The 23823-nt window shown below is 48.9% G+C and carries 22 protein-coding genes and 2 tRNA genes; 12 read left to right on the top strand and 12 right to left on the bottom strand.

Going from position 1 to position 23823, the window contains the following annotated elements; translation table 11 throughout:
- Positions 1 to 81 precede the first annotated feature (81 nt).
- Both IPG41_05665 and IPG41_05660 read right to left on the bottom strand, forming a co-directional pair.
- The gene (locus IPG41_05665) at positions 82 to 4428 is read right to left on the bottom strand and encodes an S-layer homology domain-containing protein (protein QQR54647.1); all 4347 of its coding nucleotides are present in this window, start codon (positions 4426 to 4428) and stop codon (positions 82 to 84) included.
- A 336-nt stretch (positions 4429 to 4764) separates the two neighbouring features.
- A tRNA-Glu gene (locus IPG41_05660) sits at positions 4765 to 4840 on the bottom strand.
- A gap of 267 nt (positions 4841 to 5107) precedes the next feature.
- On the opposite strand from IPG41_05660, the gene dnaJ reads away from it, so the two are divergent.
- On the top strand, positions 5108 to 6232 hold the full coding sequence (gene dnaJ / locus IPG41_05655) for a molecular chaperone DnaJ (protein ID QQR54646.1): 1125 nt from the start codon (positions 5108 to 5110) through the stop codon (positions 6230 to 6232).
- Between the two features lie 194 nt (positions 6233 to 6426).
- Here the strand turns inward: dnaJ and IPG41_05650 are convergent.
- Both IPG41_05650 and IPG41_05645 read right to left on the bottom strand, forming a co-directional pair.
- Positions 6427 to 6502, bottom strand: a tRNA-Lys gene (locus tag IPG41_05650).
- Positions 6503 to 6567: 65 nt separating this feature from the next.
- Positions 6568 to 7119, bottom strand: coding sequence for a hypothetical protein (locus IPG41_05645; GenBank protein QQR54645.1), 552 nt, complete (start codon positions 7117 to 7119; stop codon positions 6568 to 6570).
- Between the two features lie 320 nt (positions 7120 to 7439).
- On the opposite strand from IPG41_05645, the gene IPG41_05640 reads away from it, so the two are divergent.
- The 4 genes from IPG41_05640 (at position 7440) to IPG41_05625 (ending at position 12286) form a co-directional block, all read left to right on the top strand.
- Positions 7440 to 7949, top strand: coding sequence for a helix-turn-helix domain-containing protein (locus IPG41_05640; protein QQR54644.1), 510 nt, complete (start codon positions 7440 to 7442; stop codon positions 7947 to 7949).
- A gap of 79 nt (positions 7950 to 8028) precedes the next feature.
- The gene (locus tag IPG41_05635; protein ID QQR54643.1) at positions 8029 to 9276 is read left to right on the top strand and encodes a Glu/Leu/Phe/Val dehydrogenase; all 1248 of its coding nucleotides are present in this window, start codon (positions 8029 to 8031) and stop codon (positions 9274 to 9276) included.
- Between the two features lie 76 nt (positions 9277 to 9352).
- Complete coding sequence (locus IPG41_05630) at positions 9353 to 11941, top strand: pyruvate, phosphate dikinase (protein QQR54642.1); 2589 nt, start codon at positions 9353 to 9355, stop codon at positions 11939 to 11941.
- 9 nt (positions 11942 to 11950) lie between these two features.
- Positions 11951 to 12286: a hypothetical protein gene (locus IPG41_05625; GenBank protein QQR54641.1), complete on the top strand. Its 336-nt coding sequence runs from the start codon at positions 11951 to 11953 to the stop codon at positions 12284 to 12286.
- Positions 12287 to 12294: 8 nt separating this feature from the next.
- Here the strand turns inward: IPG41_05625 and IPG41_05620 are convergent, their stop codons facing one another.
- Positions 12295 to 13209, bottom strand: a complete 915-nt coding sequence (locus IPG41_05620) for an NAD(+)/NADH kinase (protein QQR54640.1) — start codon at positions 13207 to 13209, stop codon at positions 12295 to 12297.
- Between the two features lie 12 nt (positions 13210 to 13221).
- Between IPG41_05620 and IPG41_05615 the strand changes: the two genes are divergently transcribed.
- The 4 genes from IPG41_05615 to IPG41_05600 all read left to right on the top strand — a co-directional run bounded on the left by IPG41_05615 (position 13222) and on the right by IPG41_05600 (position 15724).
- Positions 13222 to 14391 (top strand): glycosyltransferase family 4 protein, encoded by a 1170-nt coding sequence (locus IPG41_05615; protein ID QQR54639.1) that lies wholly within the window; start codon positions 13222 to 13224, stop codon positions 14389 to 14391.
- 558 nt (positions 14392 to 14949) lie between these two features.
- Complete coding sequence (locus IPG41_05610; protein ID QQR54638.1) at positions 14950 to 15186, top strand: transposase; 237 nt, start codon at positions 14950 to 14952, stop codon at positions 15184 to 15186.
- 150 nt (positions 15187 to 15336) lie between these two features.
- Positions 15337 to 15519 carry a hypothetical protein gene (locus tag IPG41_05605; GenBank protein QQR54637.1) on the top strand — a complete coding sequence of 61 codons (183 nt, stop codon included), beginning with the start codon at positions 15337 to 15339 and terminating at the stop codon, positions 15517 to 15519.
- A gap of 25 nt (positions 15520 to 15544) precedes the next feature.
- The gene (locus tag IPG41_05600) at positions 15545 to 15724 is read left to right on the top strand and encodes a transposase (GenBank protein ID QQR54636.1); all 180 of its coding nucleotides are present in this window, start codon (positions 15545 to 15547) and stop codon (positions 15722 to 15724) included.
- Between the two features lie 181 nt (positions 15725 to 15905).
- Here IPG41_05600 and IPG41_05595 read toward each other — a convergent pair whose 3' ends face one another.
- Both IPG41_05595 and IPG41_05590 read right to left on the bottom strand, forming a co-directional pair.
- Complete coding sequence (locus IPG41_05595) at positions 15906 to 16376, bottom strand: hypothetical protein (protein ID QQR54635.1); 471 nt, start codon at positions 16374 to 16376, stop codon at positions 15906 to 15908.
- A 189-nt stretch (positions 16377 to 16565) separates the two neighbouring features.
- Positions 16566 to 17225, bottom strand: coding sequence for a glycosyltransferase family 4 protein (locus IPG41_05590; protein QQR54634.1), 660 nt, complete (start codon positions 17223 to 17225; stop codon positions 16566 to 16568).
- Between the two features lie 200 nt (positions 17226 to 17425).
- Between IPG41_05590 and IPG41_05585 the strand changes: the two genes are divergently transcribed.
- Genes IPG41_05585 through IPG41_05575 form a run of 3 tightly spaced genes read left to right on the top strand, consistent with a single transcriptional unit; the run spans position 17426 to position 19784 of the window.
- A complete protein-coding gene (locus IPG41_05585) occupies positions 17426 to 18448 on the top strand; it encodes a hypothetical protein (GenBank protein QQR54633.1) in 1023 nt (340 codons plus the stop codon).
- Complete coding sequence (locus IPG41_05580; protein ID QQR54632.1) at positions 18448 to 18663, top strand: hypothetical protein; 216 nt, start codon at positions 18448 to 18450, stop codon at positions 18661 to 18663. Before IPG41_05585 ends, IPG41_05580 begins: the two co-directional genes overlap by 1 nt.
- Positions 18660 to 19784 (top strand): phosphoribosylformylglycinamidine cyclo-ligase, encoded by a 1125-nt coding sequence (locus IPG41_05575; GenBank protein ID QQR54631.1) that lies wholly within the window; start codon positions 18660 to 18662, stop codon positions 19782 to 19784. Before IPG41_05580 ends, IPG41_05575 begins: the two co-directional genes overlap by 4 nt.
- On the opposite strand, the gene IPG41_05570 is transcribed toward IPG41_05575, so the two are convergent.
- From IPG41_05570 to IPG41_05550, 5 genes are all read right to left on the bottom strand, one after another.
- Entirely contained in the window at positions 19768 to 20238 is a 471-nt protein-coding gene (locus tag IPG41_05570) for a hypothetical protein (GenBank protein QQR54630.1), read from the bottom strand. The genes IPG41_05575 and IPG41_05570 overlap by 17 nt on opposite strands.
- Before the next feature lie 525 nt (positions 20239 to 20763).
- Complete coding sequence (locus IPG41_05565; GenBank protein ID QQR54629.1) at positions 20764 to 21336, bottom strand: hypothetical protein; 573 nt, start codon at positions 21334 to 21336, stop codon at positions 20764 to 20766.
- A 4-nt stretch (positions 21337 to 21340) separates the two neighbouring features.
- Complete coding sequence (locus IPG41_05560) at positions 21341 to 22150, bottom strand: metal ABC transporter permease (protein ID QQR54628.1); 810 nt, start codon at positions 22148 to 22150, stop codon at positions 21341 to 21343.
- Positions 22151 to 22900: a metal ABC transporter ATP-binding protein gene (locus tag IPG41_05555; protein ID QQR54627.1), complete on the bottom strand. Its 750-nt coding sequence runs from the start codon at positions 22898 to 22900 to the stop codon at positions 22151 to 22153.
- A 2-nt stretch (positions 22901 to 22902) separates the two neighbouring features.
- The gene (locus IPG41_05550) at positions 22903 to 23814 is read right to left on the bottom strand and encodes a zinc ABC transporter substrate-binding protein (protein ID QQR54626.1); all 912 of its coding nucleotides are present in this window, start codon (positions 23812 to 23814) and stop codon (positions 22903 to 22905) included.
- Positions 23815 to 23823: the final 9 nt, after the last annotated feature.

The following is a 23823-nucleotide window of genomic DNA, read 5'->3' as shown; positions in this document are numbered from 1 at the left end:
AATTCGACTCAACACAAAAGCCCCCTCTCTTTCGAGAGGGGGCCAATGTTTAACCTAGAGCAATGCTAGTTGTGTGTGAAATTAGTCAATTTCAGCAACACGAACGGCATCGATGTCGGTGGTACTTCCCATGTAAACAGCAGAGCGCTGAGTAACCCCAGTGGTCAAACTGTCGTACCAGTGTACGTTACCATCTCCACTATTTTGGCTAGTTGAGGTGTCCATGAGATCTTCCATTGAAAGCTCAATGAAGTCATCGGAAGCACCGGCGCCCAAAGCGGTTACGTTACCTTGTACAAGGTAGTAAGCAGTTTCACCAGGAGCTATTTCATCGTCCGTGCCAAAACCGGCGCTGCCGTCAAGGTCCAAGAATCTAAGCACAGTTGTGTTGGTCTCGCCTGCGGAGAGGGCACTTGCGCTGGTAGCAGCAGCTTGGTTCGAGTTCAATACAACATTTCCGGCAACAGTGGAGCCAACTCCACCGATACGCTCGATGGTCAGGGTATCAATAACTAAGTCGGTGTTTTTGTTGACTTGGAAAGCAATGCTTTCGAGTTGAGTCTTGAGATCGGTTCCATCAGCTTCGATGTTTTCTGTAGAATTGTTGGTGATAGCCACAATTCCAAGGTTCATCGTTCCGGTACCGAGATCGGAAGAGACGCTTACTCCTTCTGCTTCTTCTAAGAGTTCAACTTCGATGAGTTCAGAAGCAATGTAACCGAAGAGTTCAGAAGTGCTTGTGAAAGGTGTAGCGTCATCGTCTGCACGGCTACCAGAAGTGGTAGAACCGTAAGCGACTTCTCCAGCAGCTTCAGTACTGTCTCCGTTTCCATTTTCGTCGAGGGCTGCATTGGAGGAGTCTCCAGTTGCCTCAACGGCAGTGACGGTCCATCCAAGGTTGGCCTGGAATCCTGCTGTTACGGTTGAGAGGTTAGTACTAAGAGCTGAACCTACCCCCACTGTCGGAGTGGAGTAGAGGTTACCAACGTAGTTTTCACCGTAGTTGTTGAGATCTCCAGTGATGTAGTACGTGGTGGTGGTGTCTACCATAGCGGACAATTCCGTTGAAGTAGAGTCGAACAAAATCATGTTGGTTTGGTTCGAGAGGCTCTTCGTCCCAACGAGGACTCCGTCTTCGTTGTAGATACTGATATCTGAGAAGACATCGGAAAGGTTTCCGAGCTTATCAAGTCCAGTTGCAGCCGTGCTTCCTTCAACAATACGGATGTCCCCTGCAGTTACGGTTCCATCGTTATTAACGTCGAGGTAAGCAGCATCGGTTCCAACCACGAAGGCAGTACCAGCAGCACCCGTCTTGCGCAATTGACCAACGATAGAAGTGGGTAATGCAAGTGCAGTTGTGAGATCAGTGTCTCCAGCAGCAACGGTGGTTCCGTTGGCGTAACCGTAACCGTTGGCAATGGTTCCTCCTGCAACGAGACGGATGTCCCCTGCAGTTACGGTTCCATCATTGTCCACGTCGGTGTAAGCACCGTCGGTTCCAGGGATGAAGGCGGTACCAGCGGCACCGGTCTTCTTCAACTGTCCAGCGACAGCAGTGGGCAATGCAAGTGCAGTTGCCGCAGTAACGTCGGCGTCACCAGTAACTGCAGTTGAAGCAGTGCTGTTGAGAATCAATTTCCATTCTTCCAGAGTCACATCTTCGTTATCAGCACGAAGAGCGAGGGCGGCGAGACCTTCGTCATCTTCACCCATTTGGATCCAACGACGGTTCGCAGTGTCGTAGGTGTTGTCTTCGTTATCCATTTCAACGTAGAGAATACCAGAAGCTACGAGAGTGATGGTACGAGCAGAAGTGGGTTGATCCCCTTCAGAGTTGAAGTCTCCATCAGCGCTGGTGTCGTCTGCATCGTAGACTTGGTTATTGTCATCATCTTCTACATCGTAGGTAGTGATGGCAGCAACGAAAGTGAGAGCAGCATTGGCGTCATCATCAACGAAGTCGATGTAGACACGGAAGGTTTCCGTGGTTCCAGAAGCAATGATCACTTCGAAGTCATCGAAGTCAGCGGTGTTGGAAGCGAGTTGGCTTCCAGACACAGCGTCGAGCAAAATTTCTGAATCGTCAGAGTTCACTTGGTAAAGCGATACTTGACTCACTTCAGTGTTGTCAAAGGTACCTGTTCCAGATGCTTCTTCGATAGCTACTTGAGAGAAGATGAGGTCAGAAACGTCTGCTTCTTCTTCTACTTCGAATTCCATAGCAAGAACGTCTTCGGTTCCTACTACAACGCTACGAGCAGAAGAGATGGATACCACGTTGATGGCCACTCCAGCCGTTTCTCCTTCAAGTTGACTGAAGGATACGGTAGAAGGCGTCACATCAGTAACGGGGTTGTTGTCAGCAACTTCGCTGAGAACGAGACCGTCTGTAGAAAGTCCATCTCCGAGGTTTTCAAGAGCCATGTCCATGGTGAAGGTCGTGTAATCCACGATCACTCCTCCATTGGCGTCGGCTTCAGTAGTGGAGAAAGTGTCTGCCATTACAACGAATTCGTAGACAGTTCCTTCAGTGAGGGTTCTGTCCAAATCAACGGTGTATTCTTCACCCGTTCCTTCAGCACCATTGAGGTCCATGGAATAGTTGGTTCCGTTCAACTCTACAGCAAAGTTCTCAAAGAGATCGGAAACATACCATGTTCCAGTGTTGGAACCTAAAGTGATGTCGAAGTCAATGTTGAGGGTTTCAAGTTCGAGACCATCGGTTCCGGGAGTGACTTCGAAGCGTCCAAGTTCGACATCCTGACGATCAGGGCGGAACTTGTCGGAGACGGCGTCGTATCCAACAACGGATACAGCACCTGCTTCAATTTCAACAGTGGTTCCTGCGTAAGCGCTGACGTTAACGGCAACGTTGTTGTCGTCTTCGTCGCTAGCGAGCACATCGAGAGCTTCTTCAACGTTGAAAATCACGTCTTCGGTGGATTCACCGATGATCTTAGCTTGGATTTCGAATTCTTCGTTGGTTCCAGCTTCAATCATTGGAGCCGTCTCTTCATCCATTTGGAAAGAGATGTATTCTCCATATTGAGTACCGTCAGCCACCCAGTCTCCATCCCAGTAAAGGGCGAGATCGGTCACTGCATCTTCAAGGTTAGCGGTTCCGGTGTTCTCAAGACTGATACCCCAGAGCCATACGTCCTTGTCGCTGCTGGTCTCTTCCAATTCAAAGGAAGCGATGACTGCATTGGTTTCTCCAACTTGAATGCTAGAGAGAGTTCCACCGTCGTCTACGGCAAGTTCTCCAGTGTCCTCATCGAGAAGACCGAAGATTCCCGTAACGAGGTCGTTTTCAACTTCTACTGCTCCAGCATTGGATTCGATCATAGAAGAGTCGAAAGCGTAGCTGTAGAGAGTAGAGGTATTGGCGCCCCCAACAATGGTGTCGAAGGTGTTCACGAGGCGGAACAATTCAGAAGTTCCAGCTTCAACCGTGTAGCCTCCTTCAAGCATGGTCATGCGAGCAATGTCGTCGCTGTCGATAGAAGTGTCCACTCGAGAAATACGAGTTCCTTCTTCGTTGTAGAGAGCAAGAGCCACGATAGAGTCGGCGTCTCCGGAAGCAAGTTCCACTGCGAAGGAAGTAATGAGTACGTCTTCGTCAGAAGCCGTAACTTCGAATACTGCAACTTCAGCGTTGGTTCCTGCTGCGAAGTAAGTGTAGTCTTCAGAACTTTCGTCAGAAAGAATCACCTCAAGATCTCCGCCTTCGGTAGGTACATCGTCATCATCGTCGTCATCATCATCGTCTCCAGGATCAACCGGAGGATTGTAGACGGGGTTCATGGCGTTGTAGGTCATTTTAGCAGCTTGACCACGGGTGATAGAGTCACCAGGGCCCATGCGGCCATTTTCATAACCTCCCATGATGCTGTATGCAACAGCGGTGCCCATGTAAGAATCGTACCAAGCTCCGTCTTGAACGTCAGAGAACCAGTCGCTAGCCATAGTTCCATCATTGGAAAGGCCAGCGGCGCTCACTGCCATTTTAGCGAATTCAGCACGAGTTACAGAAGCGGTAGCGTTACAGTTTCCCTGTCCGTCACCTTCGAGGATGCCGTAAAGGTTAGCTGTAGCGAGGTAATCCTCAGCCCAAGCGGAGTAAGAGCCGTGGCAAGTAACTGATGCATCGGTCTCAACTTCAGTAGCAAAGGCTAGAACGAGGATTTTAGCGGCCTGTTCACGTGTAAGCGTGTCACCGACTCCGAAGTTTCCGTTTACATAACCGGTCATGATTCCCGCATCAGACAAAGCACCGATTTGGTCCGCGAAGGGACTGTGGCTGTCTACATCAGGATAGACTACAGCCAATGCAGACCCTGTGAAAACAGAGGTCGCAAGAAGAGCTGCGAGTCCAAGACCAGCTATGGAACGTTGGAACTTTCGTGTTACGAAAGAGATATCCATAGTAAAAAATTAGATTGAAATAAAAAACGCACTTCAGAGCAAAGCCCTGAGGCACGTGGTCAGAATAAGCGACTTATACAGAATAAGCACTGTGTTATCCGCGGCTTCGACCATTAAAGCCACAGATTCGTATATAAAGGAAAGGATACAAGGATTTTTCTTCAACTCTTTTTCATTTTTTAACTTGCGCGATTTTTCAAGGAACGGAAAGTGGAATGTTCGTAGATTCAGCGAGAGTTTTATTTTGGTTTGGCGACTGTCTATAATAACGGGGCAAGTAGACAGGGTGTTTCAGCTAATTGCTTGACAGGACAATATAGTCATTCCCTACTTGACTGGTGATCCCACGGGGATTTGAACCCCGGTTCCAGGAATGAGAATCCTGTGTCCTAGACCCCTAGACGATGGGACCCAAGGGGATACGCGGAAAGTTTAGACATCCTTCTTGGCTCTTTCAAGGCTTAATGGACAAGGTGGACAAAGTTGTCCACTCTAAAAGAACAGGTTCAAAAAAGCATTTGTCTTCTGTACAGGTTCAAAACTGCTCTAAAAAAGCCATTTTGGGCTTAAAATTGAGGCGAATTCACTGTTCCTCTTAAGGAGAGATTGGCTTGTCTTTTTTGTTTAATATGGCATTTTAGCACTTGCTAAAATCAGAGTTTAAATTAAAGTAAGGGGGATGAAAAATTTCTACGACATTTTAGGGGTGAACAAAAATGCGAGCGAAGCGGAACTCAAAAAGGCCTATCGAAAAAAAGCTCAAGAACTTCATCCCGATAAAAATCCAGGCAATACGGCGACAGAGGCTCAGTTCAAAGAAGTTCAAGAAGCCTATGAAGTGCTATCGGACGCTCAAAAACGCCAACGCTATGATCAATTTGGCAGCGCCGATGCCGGTTTCGGCGGACAGGGTTTTAATGGTTTTGGAGGGCAGGGCTTCAATCCCAATGATTTCAACGGCTTTGCCGACATCTTTGAAAATTTCTTTGGAGGAGGATTCGGAGGGGGCGGGTTTTCGGGTAGGGAAAGCAAGGTCAAAGGTCCCAGCCGAGGAAAGGACATTGAAACGGAATTGGACATTAAATTTGAAGAGGCTGTTTTTGGAACCACCAAACATTTGGAAATCACCAAGCCTGAAGTCTGCGAACATTGCGGGGGTCAAGGCCACGAGCCGAACACCGCTGTGAAAAAATGTGAACAGTGTGGAGGAAAGGGCCAAGTGAGAATGACCCGACAAACGATTTTAGGACAAATCAGCAGTGTACAGGTGTGCCCGGTTTGTGAAGGACGCGGGGAAATTCCTGAACAAGTGTGCCGCGAATGCAAAGGGCAAACCCGCCTCAAAAAGAAAAATGAAATCAGCGTTACCATTCCCAAGGGAATTGAAAACGGCACGACCATTCGTTTGAAAGGCCGCGGAGCTGCCGGGCTCTATGGCGGAACTTATGGCGATTTGTTTTTGCACATCCGTGTGAGTCCCCATCCTAAATTTTCTCGCGACGGCGCGACGGTGTTTTCGGAAGAAAGCATTCCGATGCTGCAAGGGGTACTAGGAGCCAACATCAAAGTGGATACGGTGCATGGAAAAGTGAGTTTAAAAATTCCAGCTGGAACTCAGAGTGCTACGGAATTCACTTTGAAAGACAAGGGAGCCCCTTCCCTACGCTCCGAAAAATTGGGTGACCATAAAGTGAGAATCCATTTGAAAGTGCCCGAAAAACTCACGCGTCGTGAAAAAGAACTTTATGAAGAACTCGCTAAAGAAAGCGGAACCGAAGTGACGAAAGGTTTTGGGCTTTTTTAGCTTTGGATTTGCGTCGAATTCGCCGGAGGCAGTGACGACTTTTGTGCAAGATCCGTGGAAAACTAAGCGGATCTTTTTTGAAGGGCTGTCTAGGTGGTTTTAACCTGAAAAAGTGCCTTTGATTAGTCAAAATGGAAGCTTCCACTTCGCCACTGGACAGTGACGAGAATTGTGGAAAACGGGTGTACAAAATCTGGTGGGACAGCTGGGAATCGAACCCAGGACCATCAGCTTAAAAGGCTGTTGCTCTACCGACTGAGCTACTGTCCCCCATGCAAGGCAAATGAGCCTGTGCCAGCGTATTTTAGGGAGCTCGGTCCTTGGATGCAAGTCCATTATTCTTCCTGGGGCTGGAAAAAACTCACCAGCACTATAGCCAAAGCTGGAAGAGCAAACCAAACATCATAATGATCGATAATAGTCTGAATGAACTCAGATTGGGCGTAGAGGTTTATGGACAAGCCGGTTTGCACGGTGCCCATCACAAAAGACCCCCCCGTCAGGTATACCAGCAGGGTGCTCACCATGAGTCCTGCATTTAAAAAACCAAAACTCAAGTTGGCCAAGATGCGCGTCACTACGGAATTTTCGAGGCCCAAATCCACTCGGAAGCCTCCGCGAATGGCTAAAAGCACAATGGTCAGCACGAAAACGAAAATCTTGAGCAGGACCAATACCTGAAGGCCCGCCTCCCCTTGCAAGCTTGGAGCGGTGGGGAGCACATAAGTTTCAAATAAGTTGCCGAGGCCATCAGCGGTCAAAATTGCCATGTAAGAAGCAATGATGATTTTGATGGTTTGATTGCGCCCAATGATGAAACTGTAGGCGATGACAACCCCGAAGAAGACGAGTACGAAGAGATCCCAGGAAAGGCGTATGTTTTCCATGGGCCTTATCTTAGCACTTCGAAAAAAAAATCAAAGAAAAACGTTGGAAAAAAAGGGGGCGACGTGGGATTTTTTGAAATTTTAGGAAAAAAGACGGCGGCCGTGGATTGGAAAGAAGTTTTGCACAATTTCAGGTTTGATTTTTATGTTGATTAGTTGACTAGTCGAATGTTGATTAATTAACTTTTGATTAGTCAACAGGTGTTGAGCAGCTGACCATCCTGACTAGTCAAAGACTGACGAGTTGACTAGTCATATCCTGTTTTAGCTTTACTTTAAGCCAAAAACCGCCTATACAAAGTCTTGACTAATCGAGTCGAATGGATGAGGGCTTATTGACACTTCAGGAAGCGGCTGATCTTTTGGGAAAGTCGACGCAAACGGTGCGCCGTTTGATTAAAAAAGGTGAATTGAGCGCCAAACAGGTTCAAACTCCTCAGGGTTTTCAATACGCGGTGTCGAAGGCTTCCATGGCCCTACGCTTTCCCCGATTGCAGATTCAGCAAATCGAACGGGTGGAAATTCCTGGGTATCCGCCTTTACAGGAAGTGAGCTCTAAACCGGAGGTCTTTTTGGAGAATGATTATTATGTGTTGGAAAGCACCCCCCTTCCCCACCCCTTAGACACCGCTTTGGACAAAGAAACGGTGTCCAGTCGACAGCTCTTTGAACTTGTCCAACTGGCTCATAAAGAAAAGTTGATACTCATCACCATTTTGGAGCGTCTGCAAGCCGAACTTCAGCATGAACGGCAAAGGCCAAAAAGCTCCTTTCAATGGATTCAAAAAGCTTTGAGATGGATGCGATTTGTCCTTCGAAAAAAGCATTGAGCTTACTAAAAATCTAAAATCGTCTTGCGGGGCGAGGTAGCGAGTCTTAGACTTTTTGCGATTTCTTTAACCTTTTTCCATGTCGCTCTTCGAAAACACCCTGGCTCAGATTGCTAAGGCTTCTGATCTCATGGGGCTTCATCCCGCTGTTCGTGAGCTCATCAGTCGCCACGAACGCATTTTAGAAGTGTCTGTGCCGGTTCAAATGGACAATGGCACCTGGCGAGTGTTCCAAGGCTACCGCTGCCAGCACAATTCGATTCGTGGCCCTTACAAAGGTGGGATCCGTTTCCATCCCGATGTGGATCTTGGGGAAGTGAAGGCGCTTTCTGCTTGGATGACCTTAAAGTGTGCTGTGGTGGGCATCCCTCTGGGTGGAGGAAAGGGCGGTATTGTTGTCGATCCTAAAAAACTTTCCCCTCGTGAACTCGAAGCCATGACTCGTGAGTACACCCGTGCCATCGCTCCCTTTATTGGGCCCGAGGTGGATGTGCCTGCGCCGGATGTTTATACGACTCCTCAAATCATGGGATGGATTGCCGATGAATACTCCAAACTTCAAGGTCGCAACGTGCTTGGAGTGGTGACGGGAAAACTTTTGCCTGCCGGAGGTTCCAAAGGACGCGACACCGCAACCAGTCAAGGAGGAGTCTATATTTTGGAAGAATATTTGCGTGAAAATGGCAAGGCAGCGGAGGGATTGACGGTGGCGATTCAGGGCTTTGGAAATGCCGGGTCCTTCATGGCGAAATTTTTGGCAGAGAAAGGCTTCAAAGTCGTGGCCGTGTCCGACTCCAAGAGTGGACTTTACGCAGCGGAGGGGCTCAATATTCCAATGGTGATGAGTGGCAAGGCGTCTAAGGGTTCTGTGGCGGATTGCCTGGAAGCCGGTGCGAACAGCCAAGTGATCACGAATGAACAACTGCTCACTTTGAATGTCGACATTCTTGTCTTGTCTGCCCTTGAAAACCAGGTTCATAAAGACAATGCAGCGGCTGTCCAAGCCAAGGTCATTTTGGAACTTGCCAATGGACCGGTGACCCCCGAAGCGGATGAGATTTTGAAAGGTAAAGGAGTGCCGGTGATCCCGGACATTTTGGCCAATGCCGGAGGAGTGACGGTGAGTTATTTTGAACTCGTGCAAAACCAAGCCAATTACTACTGGTCTGCCGAAGAGGTTCAAGAAAAACTCAAGCCCATTATGGTCAGTGCATGGCAGGACATCTCTGCAAATGCGAAGAAGTACAATGCTACTTTCCGTGAAGCGGCTTTCATTTCTGCTCTGCGTCGTATTGAAGAGGCCTATAAAGCTCGCCGTTCCCTTTAAAGTGGACAAGACTGTCCATGCTGTCTAGACTGCTGTCTATTCTAACCTTAAATCACCTCTTTTTACTCCCCAACCCATGAAGCACATTTATGCATTCAACGAAGGCAACAAAGACATGCGTGACCTCCTTGGAGGGAAAGGCGCCGGGCTCGCTGAAATGAGCGCCCTTGGATTGCCGGTTCCATTCGGATTCACGATCACGACCGAGGTGTGCAACTACTATTTGGAAAAAGGGGATTTCCCACAAGGCTTCTACGACGAACTGGACGAAAAGATGGACGAACTCGAACATAAAATGGGGAAGGGTTTTGGGGACACCAAGAATCCTCTGCTGGTGAGTGTGCGCTCTGGGGCGAAGGTTTCTATGCCCGGAATGATGGATACGATTCTCAACTTGGGACTCAATGATCAAACGGTGGAGGCTCTGATTGAACAAACCGACAATCCTCGCTTTTCTTACGACGCGTATCGCCGTTTTGTGACCATGTTTGGAAACGTGGTTTTAAACATTGCGCACGATCATTTTGAAGCAGCCTTGGAAGCGGCTAAGAAAGAAAAGGGGGTGGAACTGGACACTGATATGGATGCGGCCGACTGGAAGCGTCTTGTGGCCGTTTTCAAGCAAATCGTGCAAGAACACAGCGGAAGGCCTTTCCCTGAAGATCCTCGTGAACAATTGGAACTCGCGATCATTGCGGTGTTCAAGTCTTGGAATGGAAAGCGCGCGATCACGTATCGCAACTTGCATGGCATGCCTCACAACATGGGAAGCGCCGTGAACGTGCAATCCATGGTGTTTGGAAACATGGGAGATGACTGTGGAACCGGAGTGGCCTTCACCCGCAACCCGTCCACTGGAGAAAAAGAATTTTTTGGAGAATTCCTTTGCAATGCGCAAGGAGAGGATGTGGTGGCCGGAATTCGTACACCTGAAAAACTTTCAGCGCTGCGTGACCAAATGCCCGCCATGTTTGAACAACTCAACGAAGTGCAACGTTTGCTTGAGAACCATTATCGCGATATGCAAGACATTGAATTCACCATTGAAAAGGGCCGACTCTTCATGCTTCAAACGCGCAATGGTAAGCGCACGGCTCGTGCGGCGGTTCGTATTGCCGTAGAAATGGTGAACGAAGGGCTGATTACGCAAAAAGAGGCCCTTAAACGCATCGATCCTAACCAATTGAATGCCTTGCTGCACCCCAGCATAGATCCGGCTTTTAAACGCGAGATTTTGGCCCGTGGCTTGCCGGCCTCCCCGGGGGCGGCTGTGGGGAAGGTGGTGTTCAGTGCTGACGAAGCTTACCGCCTGGCTGAAGAAGGCGAAAAAGTGATACTTGTGCGCAAGGAGACCAGCCCCGAAGACATTCATGGCATGCATGCGTCTCAGGGCATTTTGACCTCAACCGGAGGAATGACCAGTCACGCTGCGGTGGTGGCTCGTGGAATGGGTAAGCCTTGTATTGCGGGTTGTAAGGATGCGATTGTGGATGATAAGGCCAAGACGCTGATGATTGGCGTGAATCTTTTTCGAGAAGGGGATGTGATCACGCTCGATGGAGCGACGGGAGAAATTTTAGCAGGAGCGGCCCCTACCGTAGAAGCTTCTCTCGACGAAGACTTCGACACTCTTATGAAGTGGGCCGATGAGGTGCGTCGCCTCAAAATTCGCACCAACGCCGACACACCTCACGATGCTGAGGTGGCTCGCCGTTTGGGCGCTGAAGGGATTGGACTCTGCCGTACCGAGCACATGTTTTTTGATGAAGATCGCATTATGTATGTGCGACAAATGATTTTGTCTCGCGATGCCGAGGCTCGCAAGGAACCTTTGGCCAAGCTACTCCCTGTGCAACGTGAAGATTTCAAAGGCATTTTCCGTGTGATGAACGGTTACCCTGTGACCGTGCGTTTGCTGGACCCCCCATTGCACGAGTTTTTGCCCAACACGGATGGAAAGATCAAAGCTGTGGCTCAAGAGATGGGCGTGGATTTTGAAGCTTTGAAGAAAACGGTGGATTCTTTGCACGAATTCAACCCAATGCTGGGGCACCGCGGATGTCGTCTGGGCATCACGATGCCTGAAATTTATGAGATGCAAGTCCGCGCCATTTTTGAAGCTGCGAAGGCTGTGGTGCTCGATGGAATCAAGCCCATTGTGGAGATTGAAATTCCTCTTGTGGGACATGTGAATGAACTCAAAAAACTGCGCGCGCTCGTCGAAAAAGTGGCGGCTGAAATGCAACCTTTGGACTTCGATTGGAAGGTGGGCACCATGATTGAATTGCCTCGTGCTTGTATTGTGGCCGATCAAATTGCGAATCACGCGGATTTCTTCAGTTTTGGAACCAACGACCTCACCCAGATGACCTTCGGGCTCAGCCGTGACGATGCCGGTGCGTTCTTGCCATTCTACACCGAACACCATATTTTGGAGGAAAACCCCACCGAAACCATCGATCAAGAGGGGGTTGGGCAACTGATGCGTATGGCGGTTAAACTTGGCCGTGGCACGAAGCCTGGCCTTGAAATCGGGATTTGTGGCGAACATGGGGGAGAACCTCGCTCTGTGATGTTCTGCCATGAAATCGGCCTCGACTACGTGAGTTGCAGCCCTTATCGCGTACCGGTTGCGAGACTCGCGGCGGCGCAGGCAGCTTTATAAGTCTATTGTATGCTTAATACTCGTTTTTCTGGGAAAAAGACTGCATTGTTTATTGTCTATTTATCTGCTACTTTTTTAGGAACTCTTTTGGGAGATTTTCTTGTCTTTCCTTCTCAAATAGGTCCACGCTTGGAGCTCTTATTGATGATACCCTTACTGCAGCTTTTTGTGGGCGTCTTTGGTATCACTCTTCCCAATGGTTGGCTTTTCACTTTGAGTGGAATAGCAGCTGTGCTTTTTGGATTTTTGTTTTTCAAAAACAAGAAAAAGATTTTCCTTGTTTTGTTCGGTGTGATGATCTCTTTTCTAAGTTTTGGCGGCGTGTGTTTGATTGGACTCACTTAAAATCCTAGTCACCCTCGTTTGCCCCAACGGAGTTTTTCGCGCAAAAGTTTGTAATAGTTGCCGCCGCCGCTGGCTTTGGTTGCCGCACGGATGAGACGAAGGCGACGGTGGGACGCACGGATTTTAACCACGTCTCCGTACTCAACGGGAACCATGATCTGGCCGTCGATGGTGAGTCCGATTTTGTTGTCGGCGTAACGGCGTTCGGTGTCGACGCGAATGGTGAGTTGTCGGTTGCTGGGGATCACAATCGGGCGAACGCTGAGTTCAGCGGGACAAATGGGAGTGAAAACAAAACCTTCAATCCGTGGATGGATGATGGGCCCGCCCGCCGAAAGAGAATGGCCTGTGGAACCTGTTGGAGTGGCCACGATGATTCCATCCGCCTTGAATTCAATCATTTTGCGTTGGTCGATTTCGCAGTAAAGTCCAATGAGTCGCGCGAAGTTGCCCTGGTTGATCACGGCTTCGTTGAGCGCCAAGTGCGTGGCGATTTTTTTGCCTTTGCGATAGAGAGTGGCTCGGAGAAGAAGTCGTTCATCACTGTGATATTGACCTGCAAAGATTTCGTTCAGAAACGGAAACACTTTTGTGGGCTCAGACACTTCGGTATTGAAGCCCAAAGTGCCCAGATTAACGGCAAGCACATAAAGGTCCTTGCGCAGCGGCAGGTCTCGAATGAGTTTGAGCAAAGTTCCATCCCCTCCAAGACTGAGCACCAAATCACATTTTTTGAGGATGGTAGCGCGAGTGGATTGATGGTCCTTTCCTAGCACTGGTCCGCAATAATCGTCCCATAGCAGGGTGCAGTTTCTCTTGTCAAAATAAGTCTTTAATTCTTTAAGATAGATAGCCTGTTCCTCTATTTTGTTTTTTCCGAGGAGACCAATGACCTGGAATTTTTGAGGCTTTTTTGCTTTCATGGGTACCGTTACATGAAAACTCTAGCGAAAGCTCGACTGCTTGTCACTCGTTTTCCCTATCGAAGTCAATGGGGCGGGGAGGAATTGCACACGCTCACCTTGGTCAAGGAACTCGATAAAAAGGGCGTTCCAAGTTTTTACTTGGGTTCCTGTCCTGTTTTGGGCAAAGCCTTTAAAGAAGCTCATTTTGATGTGAAATGGGCGCGGCTGGGCAAGCCCCCTGTGACGAAGTTTTGGCTGCTGGCGTTTACGATGCTGAGTCCGCTGCTTTTCGTGAAGGCGGGGCTGCTTTTGTGGCGTGCGCGGCGGCGCTGGGGAGTGACTGCGGTTTTGATGCTCTCGCTGGGTGAGAAACTTTTGATGACGCCGTGGGCTCATTTTTTTGGAATGCGAACGCTGTGGATAGAACATGCGCGCATCGGACGTTGGATCACAAAAAATCCATGGCGCGGGGTGTATCGCTGGTGCTCCCGTTGGGCGACAGTGGTGGTCACTTCGAATGCCATGGTGGGGTATGTGAGGCCGCTGATTTCGGAGCGCGGAGTGAGCCCTCGACTGGCCCCCATTTCTTGCGCGGTGATGGTGGAAAAGGCGAGTGAATTGCGCCCAGATTTGCTGAAGTTTTTGTCGGGGGCAGGAGGGGTGAAACAGCCGGAGTGGACAAGTCCGTTCGTGGTGTCTACTGTGGCGCGTTTGACACCTGATAAAGGAGTGGACATGCTTGTCCATCTTGTCCATTCTAAACCTGAAGTGAGGCTGGTGGTGGTCGGTGAAGGACCGCTGAAAAAAGCGCTCGAAAATAAGGCGGATTTGAGCCGTGTGCGCTTCGTGAATTCGCTGCCTCGCGGGGAGCTGATGGAGCTTTATAAACGCAGTGATTTGTTCGTGCTAGCGTCACGGGAAATGGATCCGTTTGGGATGGTCGCGGCGGAGGCGATGCACTTTGGAACGCCGGTGCTTTTGACGAACGTTTGTGGCATTGCGGCGGACCTCGTGCATTCCCGCGACGCATGGATTGTGGAGCCCCGTGTGGCCGAACTGGACAAGGCTTTCAAACGACTGCAAAAAGACCCCGTACTGCGAGCGGCCTTGGGCAAACATGGCCAGGCTTTTGTGAAAAGCCATTACCGTTTGGACAGCATGGTGGGGGAGTTTGAGGGGTTATTGGCGATGAGGAAGTAAAACCCTCCCTCTGCTCTGAGGAAGGAATGAGGCTCCCTGCGTAATGAATCGCCATACAAGTGTCCCGGCTTTAATGTGACAGCCAACCTGGATGGTTCATAATTAAACTTTTCTGAAAACACTGTTGTCCCATCATGAGTAAAGTACGGCTCTTGAGCTATTGATATTTCGGCTTCAACTGCTCTCCCTGTCTGCTTTTCTTCTTCAATTCTTAAGGCCTCCAATCGGCTCGGGTAGCTCACGCCTCCTCTCTTTACTTCATGCACTTGTTTTAAGCTCATAGCAGGCTCTCTACCGTCAACTTGCTTGATGGTCGTTGGAGTACTACCCACAACTCCATATTGGGGGCCAATTTCTGTAATGTCTATTCTTGAGTGGTTTAGATGAATGTAAACATTGCCTTCCTCTCTAGGGGATGGCAATCCCTCTTGAGCAGGTTGACCAACAGTCTGCAAGACTGCGTCTACCTCAACTTGATAATGTTCGCATATTGCTTCTAGGAGCTGTTAACATAAATAGAGGAGTGGTGTAGAGTGAAGTTACTCTAACCCTAACGCCATGTACCAGATGCTAACGGATGAACAGTTCAAACTGATCCAGCCTTATTTTCCAAAGCCCAGAAAGCCTGAAAAGATTCCACTGAAACGTTGCATGGATGCCATTTGTTATGTACTTAAAACAGGGTGCGCATGGAGACAAATGCCCTACGATTACAGAGAAAAGAGAATGACTGGCACACGATTTATACAAGATACAAACGGTGGAGCGAATCTGGACTTTTGGACAAATGCTTAGAGCACTTGAAGTAGCAGATGTACTTCAAGTGCGAATAGCTTTCCTGGACAGTACAACAAATAGAGCGCACCACAGTGCAGCGGGAGCCATGAAAAAAAGGGGCCACAAGCGTTAGGCCGAAGTAGAGGTGGGTACACTACAAAAATTCACATGATTGCTGGAGATCCAGATCATGGGATGCACTTTGTTTTAACAGGTGGTGAAGTGAGCGATGTGAAAGTTGGAAAACAAATTTTGAGAGATTATTCGTTTCCAAAAACAGTAGATCATTTGGCTATGGACAAAGGTTATTCATGCTACAAAGTTCTGGAGCTGTGCAAAGAAAAGGCATAACTCCAGTCGTTCCTCCAAAGGCAAAATGAAATTTCCGTGGGAATACAACAAGAACATTTATGCCTACCGCAACGAGATTGAACGCCTATTTCACCGAATGAAAAATTACAGAAGAATTTCAACTCGCTATGACAAATTAGACCTGATGTATGCCTCCTTTATCTCCCTCTGCCTTGTGGCACTTTTACTCAAAGTCTTATGTTAACAGCTCCTAAGGCCATCCTCACTACATCCTCCCTCTTGTTCCAGCTTGCTGGTGTGCAATGATCTTTAATATGTTGTGCTAGGGTTGGGTTTTGCGAGTTGGCCATATATTTTTAATCTAAGGGAAGAGTAGAGGGAAGGTCTTATTGTAGCGGTTTAGTCCTTTCTGACAATACCCCCTCCTAAGCCACCCTGAAGTAGAAGCCTTGATTTGGCAGGGTGACATTGAGTTGGTAGGGTGTGGCAACTGAAATTTGCTTCCCATCCACGGTATGGGCTGTGGTTTCAGTGGTTGGTTTTGGCCCACAGTTCCCGTTGTAGGTGCTGCATACAATTGTGATTTGTGTGCCGTTCGTTATTCCATCTCTAGGAGCGTCCCCAATTTTATAGAGTGTTGCCCAAGCAGGGCCAAGAGTTATGCAACGTGCACCGTCTTCCAACGGTAAACCTTGTGATTTTGGGGTTCCAATGGCATTTTCTACTCCTTCCGATTCAATCCCATGAGCTGCCAATAAAGCTAGTACTGCGGCTCTTATGTCTTCAATGGGCTTTTTTTCACTTTCGGCAATCTTCGCTATTTCTTCCCCTAGGGTGTGAGGGTTGTCTGGTGGCTTTGGGAGGCAGCTGGGACAGCAGGAGGGGGCAGCGGACATGGCTGGTGAAAAAAAGGGTAAGCCTTAACTTTAACCTCTTTTTTGTTTCCGTCAATTTAATTGCGCTAAAAAGCTCCAATTTAGACAATGTCCAAATTGGAAGAATTTGAGAAAAAGGGGATAAGGCCTTCTAAAGCCCCCTGTGCCAAGAGTGCAGAGGTATCAAGCGTGTAAGGGCCGGGTTTCTATTTAAAGAACCTGTAAAAGGCTTTGCGCGGTTTTGCTCCATGAGAATTTTTGGACCTGGAGTAGGCCTTTTTTTTGGTAGCGGCTTGCGACAAGGGGGTCTAAAAGCTGCTCAATGCCTTCGGCCCAGTCGATGGGCTTGTGAGGGCTGGCAAGCAACGCGGCATCTCCGACGACTTCGGGAATGGAGGATGACGTGCTGGCAATGACGGGACAGCCGCAAGCCATGGCTTCGAGGGGAGGAATTCCAAAACCTTCGTAAAACGAAGGGAAGGCGAAAACCAAGGCTCGCGAGTACAGCTCGCAGAGCTGGGGGCCAGTGACGGAACCCAGAAAATGGATGCGGGTTTGAACGGGGGGGGGCAAGACCTGAACTGCTGCAAAGGTTTTCTGGCTTTTGCTGGTTTTAGATCCGACCACCACCAGGTGCAAATCGGGATGTTTTTCTTGGAGCAATTCGAAGGTTTTAAAGAGTAATGCAATGTTTTTGCGGGGAAGAAGCGTGCCCACGGCCAAGATGAATTTTTTGGGGAGGTCGAGTTTTTGCGTGTCCACGGCATGAATGTCTTCCGGCACGGCAGGAGAAGCGATGAGAGCTGGCTTTTTGCGAGTGAAAGGGAAAAGTTTATGCAGATCGCGGAGAGTGTTTTCGGAGACGGGCAAAGAAGGTGGGCTTTTTTGAGGGCTCTAGGCAGGGTGAGACGCTCCACAAGAGTTGGGAAAAGCGGATGCGATTTGGCGTGCAAAAAGGTGATGAGGTCGTGAATCACGAGGGCCACTTTTTGACTGCGAGGAGCAAAGGCGGGGTAAATGGTGCTGGTGGGTGCAATGAAGCAGTCGACCGGCGCTTTTAAAAGGTGGCGATGCAGGTTCCAATGCCAGAAGGGTCCGCGCCCTTTGATGCAGATTTGTTTGACGTGCTGCGTGGTGCGAAAATGAGGATTCGGGGTTTTGGTGAAGAGGATGAAGTCCTGCTCGGGAGCTTGCGCAATGAGGGCTTTGACCAAATTGAGTGTGTAACGGCCTTTGCCTGCTGCGTTTTCACTGGCTTCACGAATGTCGATGCCGATGCTTTTGTTTGCCATGGAGGACTTTTTTTTGATAGATTGAAATTGATTTTCCCCGTCATTATGTCGCTCTCTCAGCGAATGAAACAAGGCTTTCTTCGACTCCCTCTGCGAAAACAGGTGGTTTTGCTCGCCAGTGCGGGGCTCATGATCAGTCCGTTGATGCCCTGGTACGATGAGCGAAACAGTTTTGGTGTGGGAGAAAGTTATTTGGGCGTGCAGGGGCCTTTCTTCTTGATCGGATTCATGGTGATGGGGCTGGGAGCCATTGGCTTTTTCAATATGTTTTTGCCGCTGCTTGGAAAGAATTTTTTCAATTTGAAGAAAAAGGGCGGCATTGCGAGTGTGCTTTTGGGTTTTCAAGCGGCACTTTTGATGGTGGTGGCCACTTCTATTTTCTTTCATCCTGATTTTGGAGTGAATTTGAGCACCAAATCCACTCGTTTTGGCATGACTTTCGCCTTTTTTATGACAGGTTTCATGATGATTGCAGGGTGGTTCGCTCGTCGAAAAGATTCGGATGTGGAGGAAGAAGTGAGTGTTGAAGAGCCGGTGGAAGAAGTGGAAATTCAAGAAGATCGACCGTTTGCGGGGCCTTCTTACACTCAAGAGCGCGTTTCACAAGCGGTGAATACGCCAGCCAGCCCTGTGGATCCACTCATTCTGGACCCAACGACCCGTTATCGACTCATGCAATCTCGTATGCGCCAAGCCGGTGGCGCTTCTATGCACTATGGCAACAACTCCAATTTTTGGGGCGGACGTCACAGTGCCAACCCTTACGGCGGCACTCCATCCTCTGACCAAGAAAACAACTGATGACTGACGAAATTCTTCCTGACACTTCTTCTGAAACAGCGGCTCCCGCTCCAGCTCCCATTGTGTTTTATTGCAAGGATTGCAAGCAAATTGTGGATGAGCCGATCAAACACAAGAGCAAGTACGAATACATGTGCCCGGTATGCAAGGGTGAACGCGTATCTTTTGGAACGCGCCAAGCGATTTCGGATTTTTTTCAGGTTAAAATCAAATGAATCCTGTAGACCGTATCGATTACGTGGATCTGGATAAGGCAAAAAATGCCTTCATTGCAGCCAGCCAAAAAACGATGGGTTTTGCTGAAAAATACGGCTTCATGCCCGGGGGTTTTGGGGCGAGTGCCAATGTGTTTGCCTTGGATTTGAAACCTTTTTTGAAAAGTGGGATGGAGCAGTTGCTGGTGACTTTGCTCCCTGAAGGGTTGGGCACGGCGGACGATGCCAGGCCGGATGATTTTACTCGAGAGGAATGGATGAAGTTTTGGAGAAATATTGGACTTAAAACGATGTCCACGCTGACGAACGATGCGGCTTCTTCGGGGATGCAGACGATTTTGATCTCTTTGTATTTGCCCTCTGCACGGCCTGAACGGGTGTTCACGCCGGAATTTATGAAAGGTTTTTTGGATGGATTTGTGGAAGGGTGCAGACGTGTTGGATGTGTCTACTTCTCAGGAGAAACTCCTCAGCTCAAGACCAAGATTTTTGAAGACAAACTGGACATTGCGGGAGCCCTGTTTGGCCTTGTGCCGGCGGGGTATCAATCCATCGACTCCAGTGAACTTCGAGCAGGGGATTTTATTGTGTTTGTGGAGAGCAGCGGTCCCCATGAAAATGGATTCACGACTTTGCGCAGTGTGGCGGAAAAATTGCCTCAGGGGTATCGCACGAAATTGCCCAGCGGTATGGAATTTTGGGAGGCAATCAATGCACCGGGGCATCTGTACACACCGCTCGTTCAGGCGGTGATGGCGGCGGGGATTCGTCCTTCAAATGTGGAACCCATTACGGGACACGGTTGGCAAAAACTCATGCGTCCTAAGCAAAACTTCCGTTACGTGATTGAAGAAATGCTGCCTGTGCCAGAAGTATTTACCTTTGTGGAGCAGGCCAGCGGCATGAACACGGAAACGATGCTTAAAACCTTCAATTATGGCGTGGGGCTCGCAATTTACACGCACAGTCATGAGGAGGCGGAAAAGGTGGTGGCGCTGGCTGGAGAGGCCGGTTTAAAGGCTTGTGTGGCGGGGCAAGTGGAAGCAGCCGCGGGGCGAGAAGTGATGGTGAAGCCACTTGGAATCACGATTCAAGGGGAGGGGTTTACGCTAGGGAAGTAGGCCAATCCAACTTGATTTCGATATCTTCTAAGTCTTTCCAGAGTTGAAGGATTCTTGTGCGCACATGCCAGATTGGGAAACCGATGGACGCCGAAATGGCGGTGGGCAAGGTCGAGAGTAAGGGCTCTTCAGTCCCTTTTAAGTTATGCAGTCCGTAGTTGAGCAAGATTGTGGTCAGAGTGGGGAGTATTGCAGGCACGAGTTCTGCTGGAAGTGACTTCACTCTTTTTTCTAAGAAGTTATAAAAGCTCAATAAAGTTACTGCAGAGGCGGTACTGTAACCGGCCTGCTTGGCAGCGGCAGTGAAAAAAGCCTCCACTCCGTGCTGCAAGTTTGGCAAACCTGATAATGTTGCCATCCCTCCGATGAAGGCGGCCTTGCCGGCGTGCTGACTCACGAAACCTTTAGGCTGAGTGAGGGTTCCGCCTGTTTTTGGCTTTTGAACTTCTGACATTGAGGGATGAAATAAGTTGGAATTATAGCTGTTTAGGGGTTGGAATCAAACGTTTGATTTCAGAGTTTTGTCAGGACTTCTCGTGGTAGAGTTCTTTTATGCGTGTTTATCAAACAAAATCTAAAAAATTCATCGGAACAAATCTTGCTGAAATTAGAAAGAAGGCTTTTGGGTTTTATTTGAAAAGAGTTTCTTAGAACTACTTCGCCGGTTGAAGTTGTTTCCTTGTGCTATTGAGGTTATTCGTCATTCGTGTTTTGTTCCTGTTTCAAAAGAAAATCCGAATAAACATTCGGAACTTCTCCATCGCTTTTATGGCAGAAGCTTTGAAGGAGAGAAATTTTGCGTACAGATCAAAGAAGACAAAGCCAGCGGTAAGAGGTGGCTTATTTCTATTTTTCCAACTGAATAGAAGAAAGGCCTTTCGCTAAGCTGTAGTGTATAAACTACGGGCCAAAGGACTTTCTAACTCCACTTTATTCAAAAAGAAAGCCGCGTCAAGAATGCATAAGGAGCGGTTTAAATTTAGCCTCTATTCACATGATCGCAGTGCCACTCCAGTTTGCAGTTCCCTAGCTTTTGAACGAAGTCGATTTGTTTGAGGTTCCCCGCGTCCACTATGAGGGTTTCGAGTATTTTGCCTGATCCATCTTCGAGTTCGATGAAGTCGAGGAGCAAGTCGTAGTCGTTTTCGGCTTCGGTGAACTGAAGTTCGCCTTTTTCAAGGAGCTTGGGGAGCTCAGCCATTTTGACGTGTTGGGTCAGCCATTTTTCCACCAAGTCGATGAAGTCAATACTGGCGTCCGTTTTCTTAAGTTTCACCAGTCCACCCACTTCCACTCGCACCTTCATCACTTGAGTGGAGTCCACTTTGGGGTTTGAGCGCATGTTCTTGAAGAAACGTTGTCGAAGCAAGAAAAGACCCAAGACAGGAAGGACAAGAGCTGCGCCCACTAAACGATTGAAAAAACGATCGGACATTTCAGGGAGGAAGGGGCGTCCGTATTTTTGAGCGAGGGTGTAAAAGAGCGCTAAAATAAAGGAGAGGAGCAGGGCTTTTAGAAAGCCTTTCGATAGCGATTCAGGAGGATTTTTCATGAAACTAAGAATGTCTAAAAGTTCCAAACCCCTTCACCAGGAGAGCGGCGGCAAACCAGAAGATGTTCATCAGCACGATGGCGCTGCCACTGGGCACATTGATGTAGTACGAAAGAATGAGTCCAGACCAAACGGAGAGCAGGGCGAAAATCACCGAGACGAGCAGGCTGTAGCGGGCGCTTTGGCAAAGGGTGATGGCCGTGAGCACAGGGATGACCATCATGGCGCCGATTAAAAGTCCAACGACGATTTTGAGAGATTGAGAAACCATGAGACCTGTGAGCAAGGCGAGAAGGTTTTTTAGAGTTTTGGTTTTGAGGCCCCGCGTGGAGGTGAGTTCTTCTGAGAAAGACAAGGAAAGAAAAGACCACCAAGACGCCACCATAATGCCGATCATGGCCAGGCTGGTGATGAGTAAAATCCATACTTCTTCTGCGGTGACCGTGATGAGGCTCCCAAAAAGATAATTTTCAAAATTGATGGCGGCGCCTTTAACGCGCACCAAAGCGACGGCGAGGGCCAGGCCCCCCGAAAGGAAAAGGGCGAGCACGGCGTCTGCGCTGAAACGATGGTTCTTCATGAGGTATTCAATGCCCAGGGCGGCGAGCAGGGCGACCACGACCGCGCCCCAGGTGGGGGAGATGCCTAAAATCACTCCAATGCCAACCCCCGCGAGCGCAGCATGCGCGAGCGTGTCTGCGATGAGGCTGGTATTGCGCGCCACGACGAAGGTTCCGAGGAGTGGCGCAACCACTGCAATGAGGCTGCCTGCGAGCAGCGCTCGAACCATGAAACTGTATTCAAAAATAGACATTTAGGAATGAGAGTGATGATGGACGGCCTTGGCGTCTCCAAAAAATTCGGACCAATTGTGAGCTTCAGAAAGTTCGGACGTTTTGCAATTCAAATAAAGACTTTGGTTGAGGCAAAGCACCCGAGAAACTTGTTTGGCGACCCTTTCTAAATCGTGAGTCACGAGCACCACGGTGAGTCCTTTTTTATTGAGTTGAGTCAGCAGTTGATAAAAGGTGGCTTGGGAGGGTTGATCGACGGCACTCAAGGGTTCATCCAAAAACAAAATGTCTGGGTTGCTGACCAGGGCCCGAGCAATGATGACTCTTTGGCGCTCTCCTCCTGAAAGCGTATGAAACGACTCTTTTTCGGAACCCTTCATGCCCACCAGTTCCAATTTTTCATAAACGCGTTTCCATTCGCGCTTGTTTAAATTTCCCCAAAAGCCCGGATGAATGATGCCGGTGGCCACCACTTCTTCAATGGTGATGGGGTAGGTGAATTTTTGGCCCAAAAAAGTTTGCGGCACATAACCGATGGATTCGCGCGATTTTGGATCCTCAGCCGCTTTGCCGTAGACTTTGACTTCGCCGCGCGTGGGTTTGAGCAGGCCCAGCATGGTGAGCAAAAGCGTGGTTTTTCCACCGCCGTTGGGACCCACAATGCCCACGTATTCTTTTTCTTTAATGACAAAATCCACATGCTCCAAAATGCTGTTTCCATCCCGAACCACCGTGAGATCTTTGACTTGTATGAGAGGAGCAATGGGCATGATTAGAGCGGTGAAGAATCGGTGCAGATGAGAGCCAATTTCAAGTTGGACAAGTTGCTTTGCATGAGCGTGAAGTAGTTTTCACCCGCTGCCGCTTCTTCTAGAGTCAGCCCTTCAATGGGGTTGAAAAGTAGAGGCGTGAGGCTGGCTTCGTCGGCCAGGGTTTTGGCCACATCGGGCGTGGCGAGTGTTTCAAAGAAAATGTACTTGCTTTGCTCCGCTTTAGCAAAGTCTGCGAGTTGGGCCAGTCGATCCGCCGAGGGTTCTTCTTCGGGTGAAAGTCCGGCCACAGAAAGCGTTTGAATGTCATAACGTTCAGCCAAGTAAGTGAAAGCGTTGTGAGAAGTGAGGATGGTGTTTTCGGTACAGGTGTGCAAAACGCTTTGATACGTTTGGTGAAGGGCTTGCAATTCACGCAGCAAAGCTTCTGCATTCGCCAAGTAGACCGTTTCATTTTCGGGATCTGCCTGAATGAATCCTTTAGCAATGAGCGTCACTATTTCTTGAGCCAAAAGAGGGTCCAGCCAGGTGTGAGGATCATAAATCCCTTCTTCGTGCTCTCCCTTTCCTTCCACCAAGGGAAGTTTTTGATTCACCGCCAGTGCGACCACTCCCTTTGCTTCCAATTCACTTTCTAAATCTTGCATCCAAGGTTCAAAACCTTCGCCCAAATACAAGGCCATATCGGCTTCGGTCACTTCCACGATTTGACGTGGACTGGGTTCGAAATCGTGAGGTTCACCCCCGGTGGGCACCAAATTGTTCACGTTGGCATGCATGCCGCCCACGCGCTGCGCAAAATAAGCCAGAGGATAAAAAGTGGCGACGACATCGATTTTTTCGTCTGTGACATTTTCTTTGCAGGCAGGAAGGATTAAAAGGAGACAAAGCAGAGCTAGGAGTGTTTTTTTCATGGTGGGAGG

Source organism: Candidatus Peregrinibacteria bacterium (assembly GCA_016699145.1).
GTDB lineage: Bacteria > Patescibacteriota > Gracilibacteria > UBA1369 > 2-02-FULL-48-14.
This window is presented reverse-complemented; position numbering and strand designations above follow the sequence as displayed.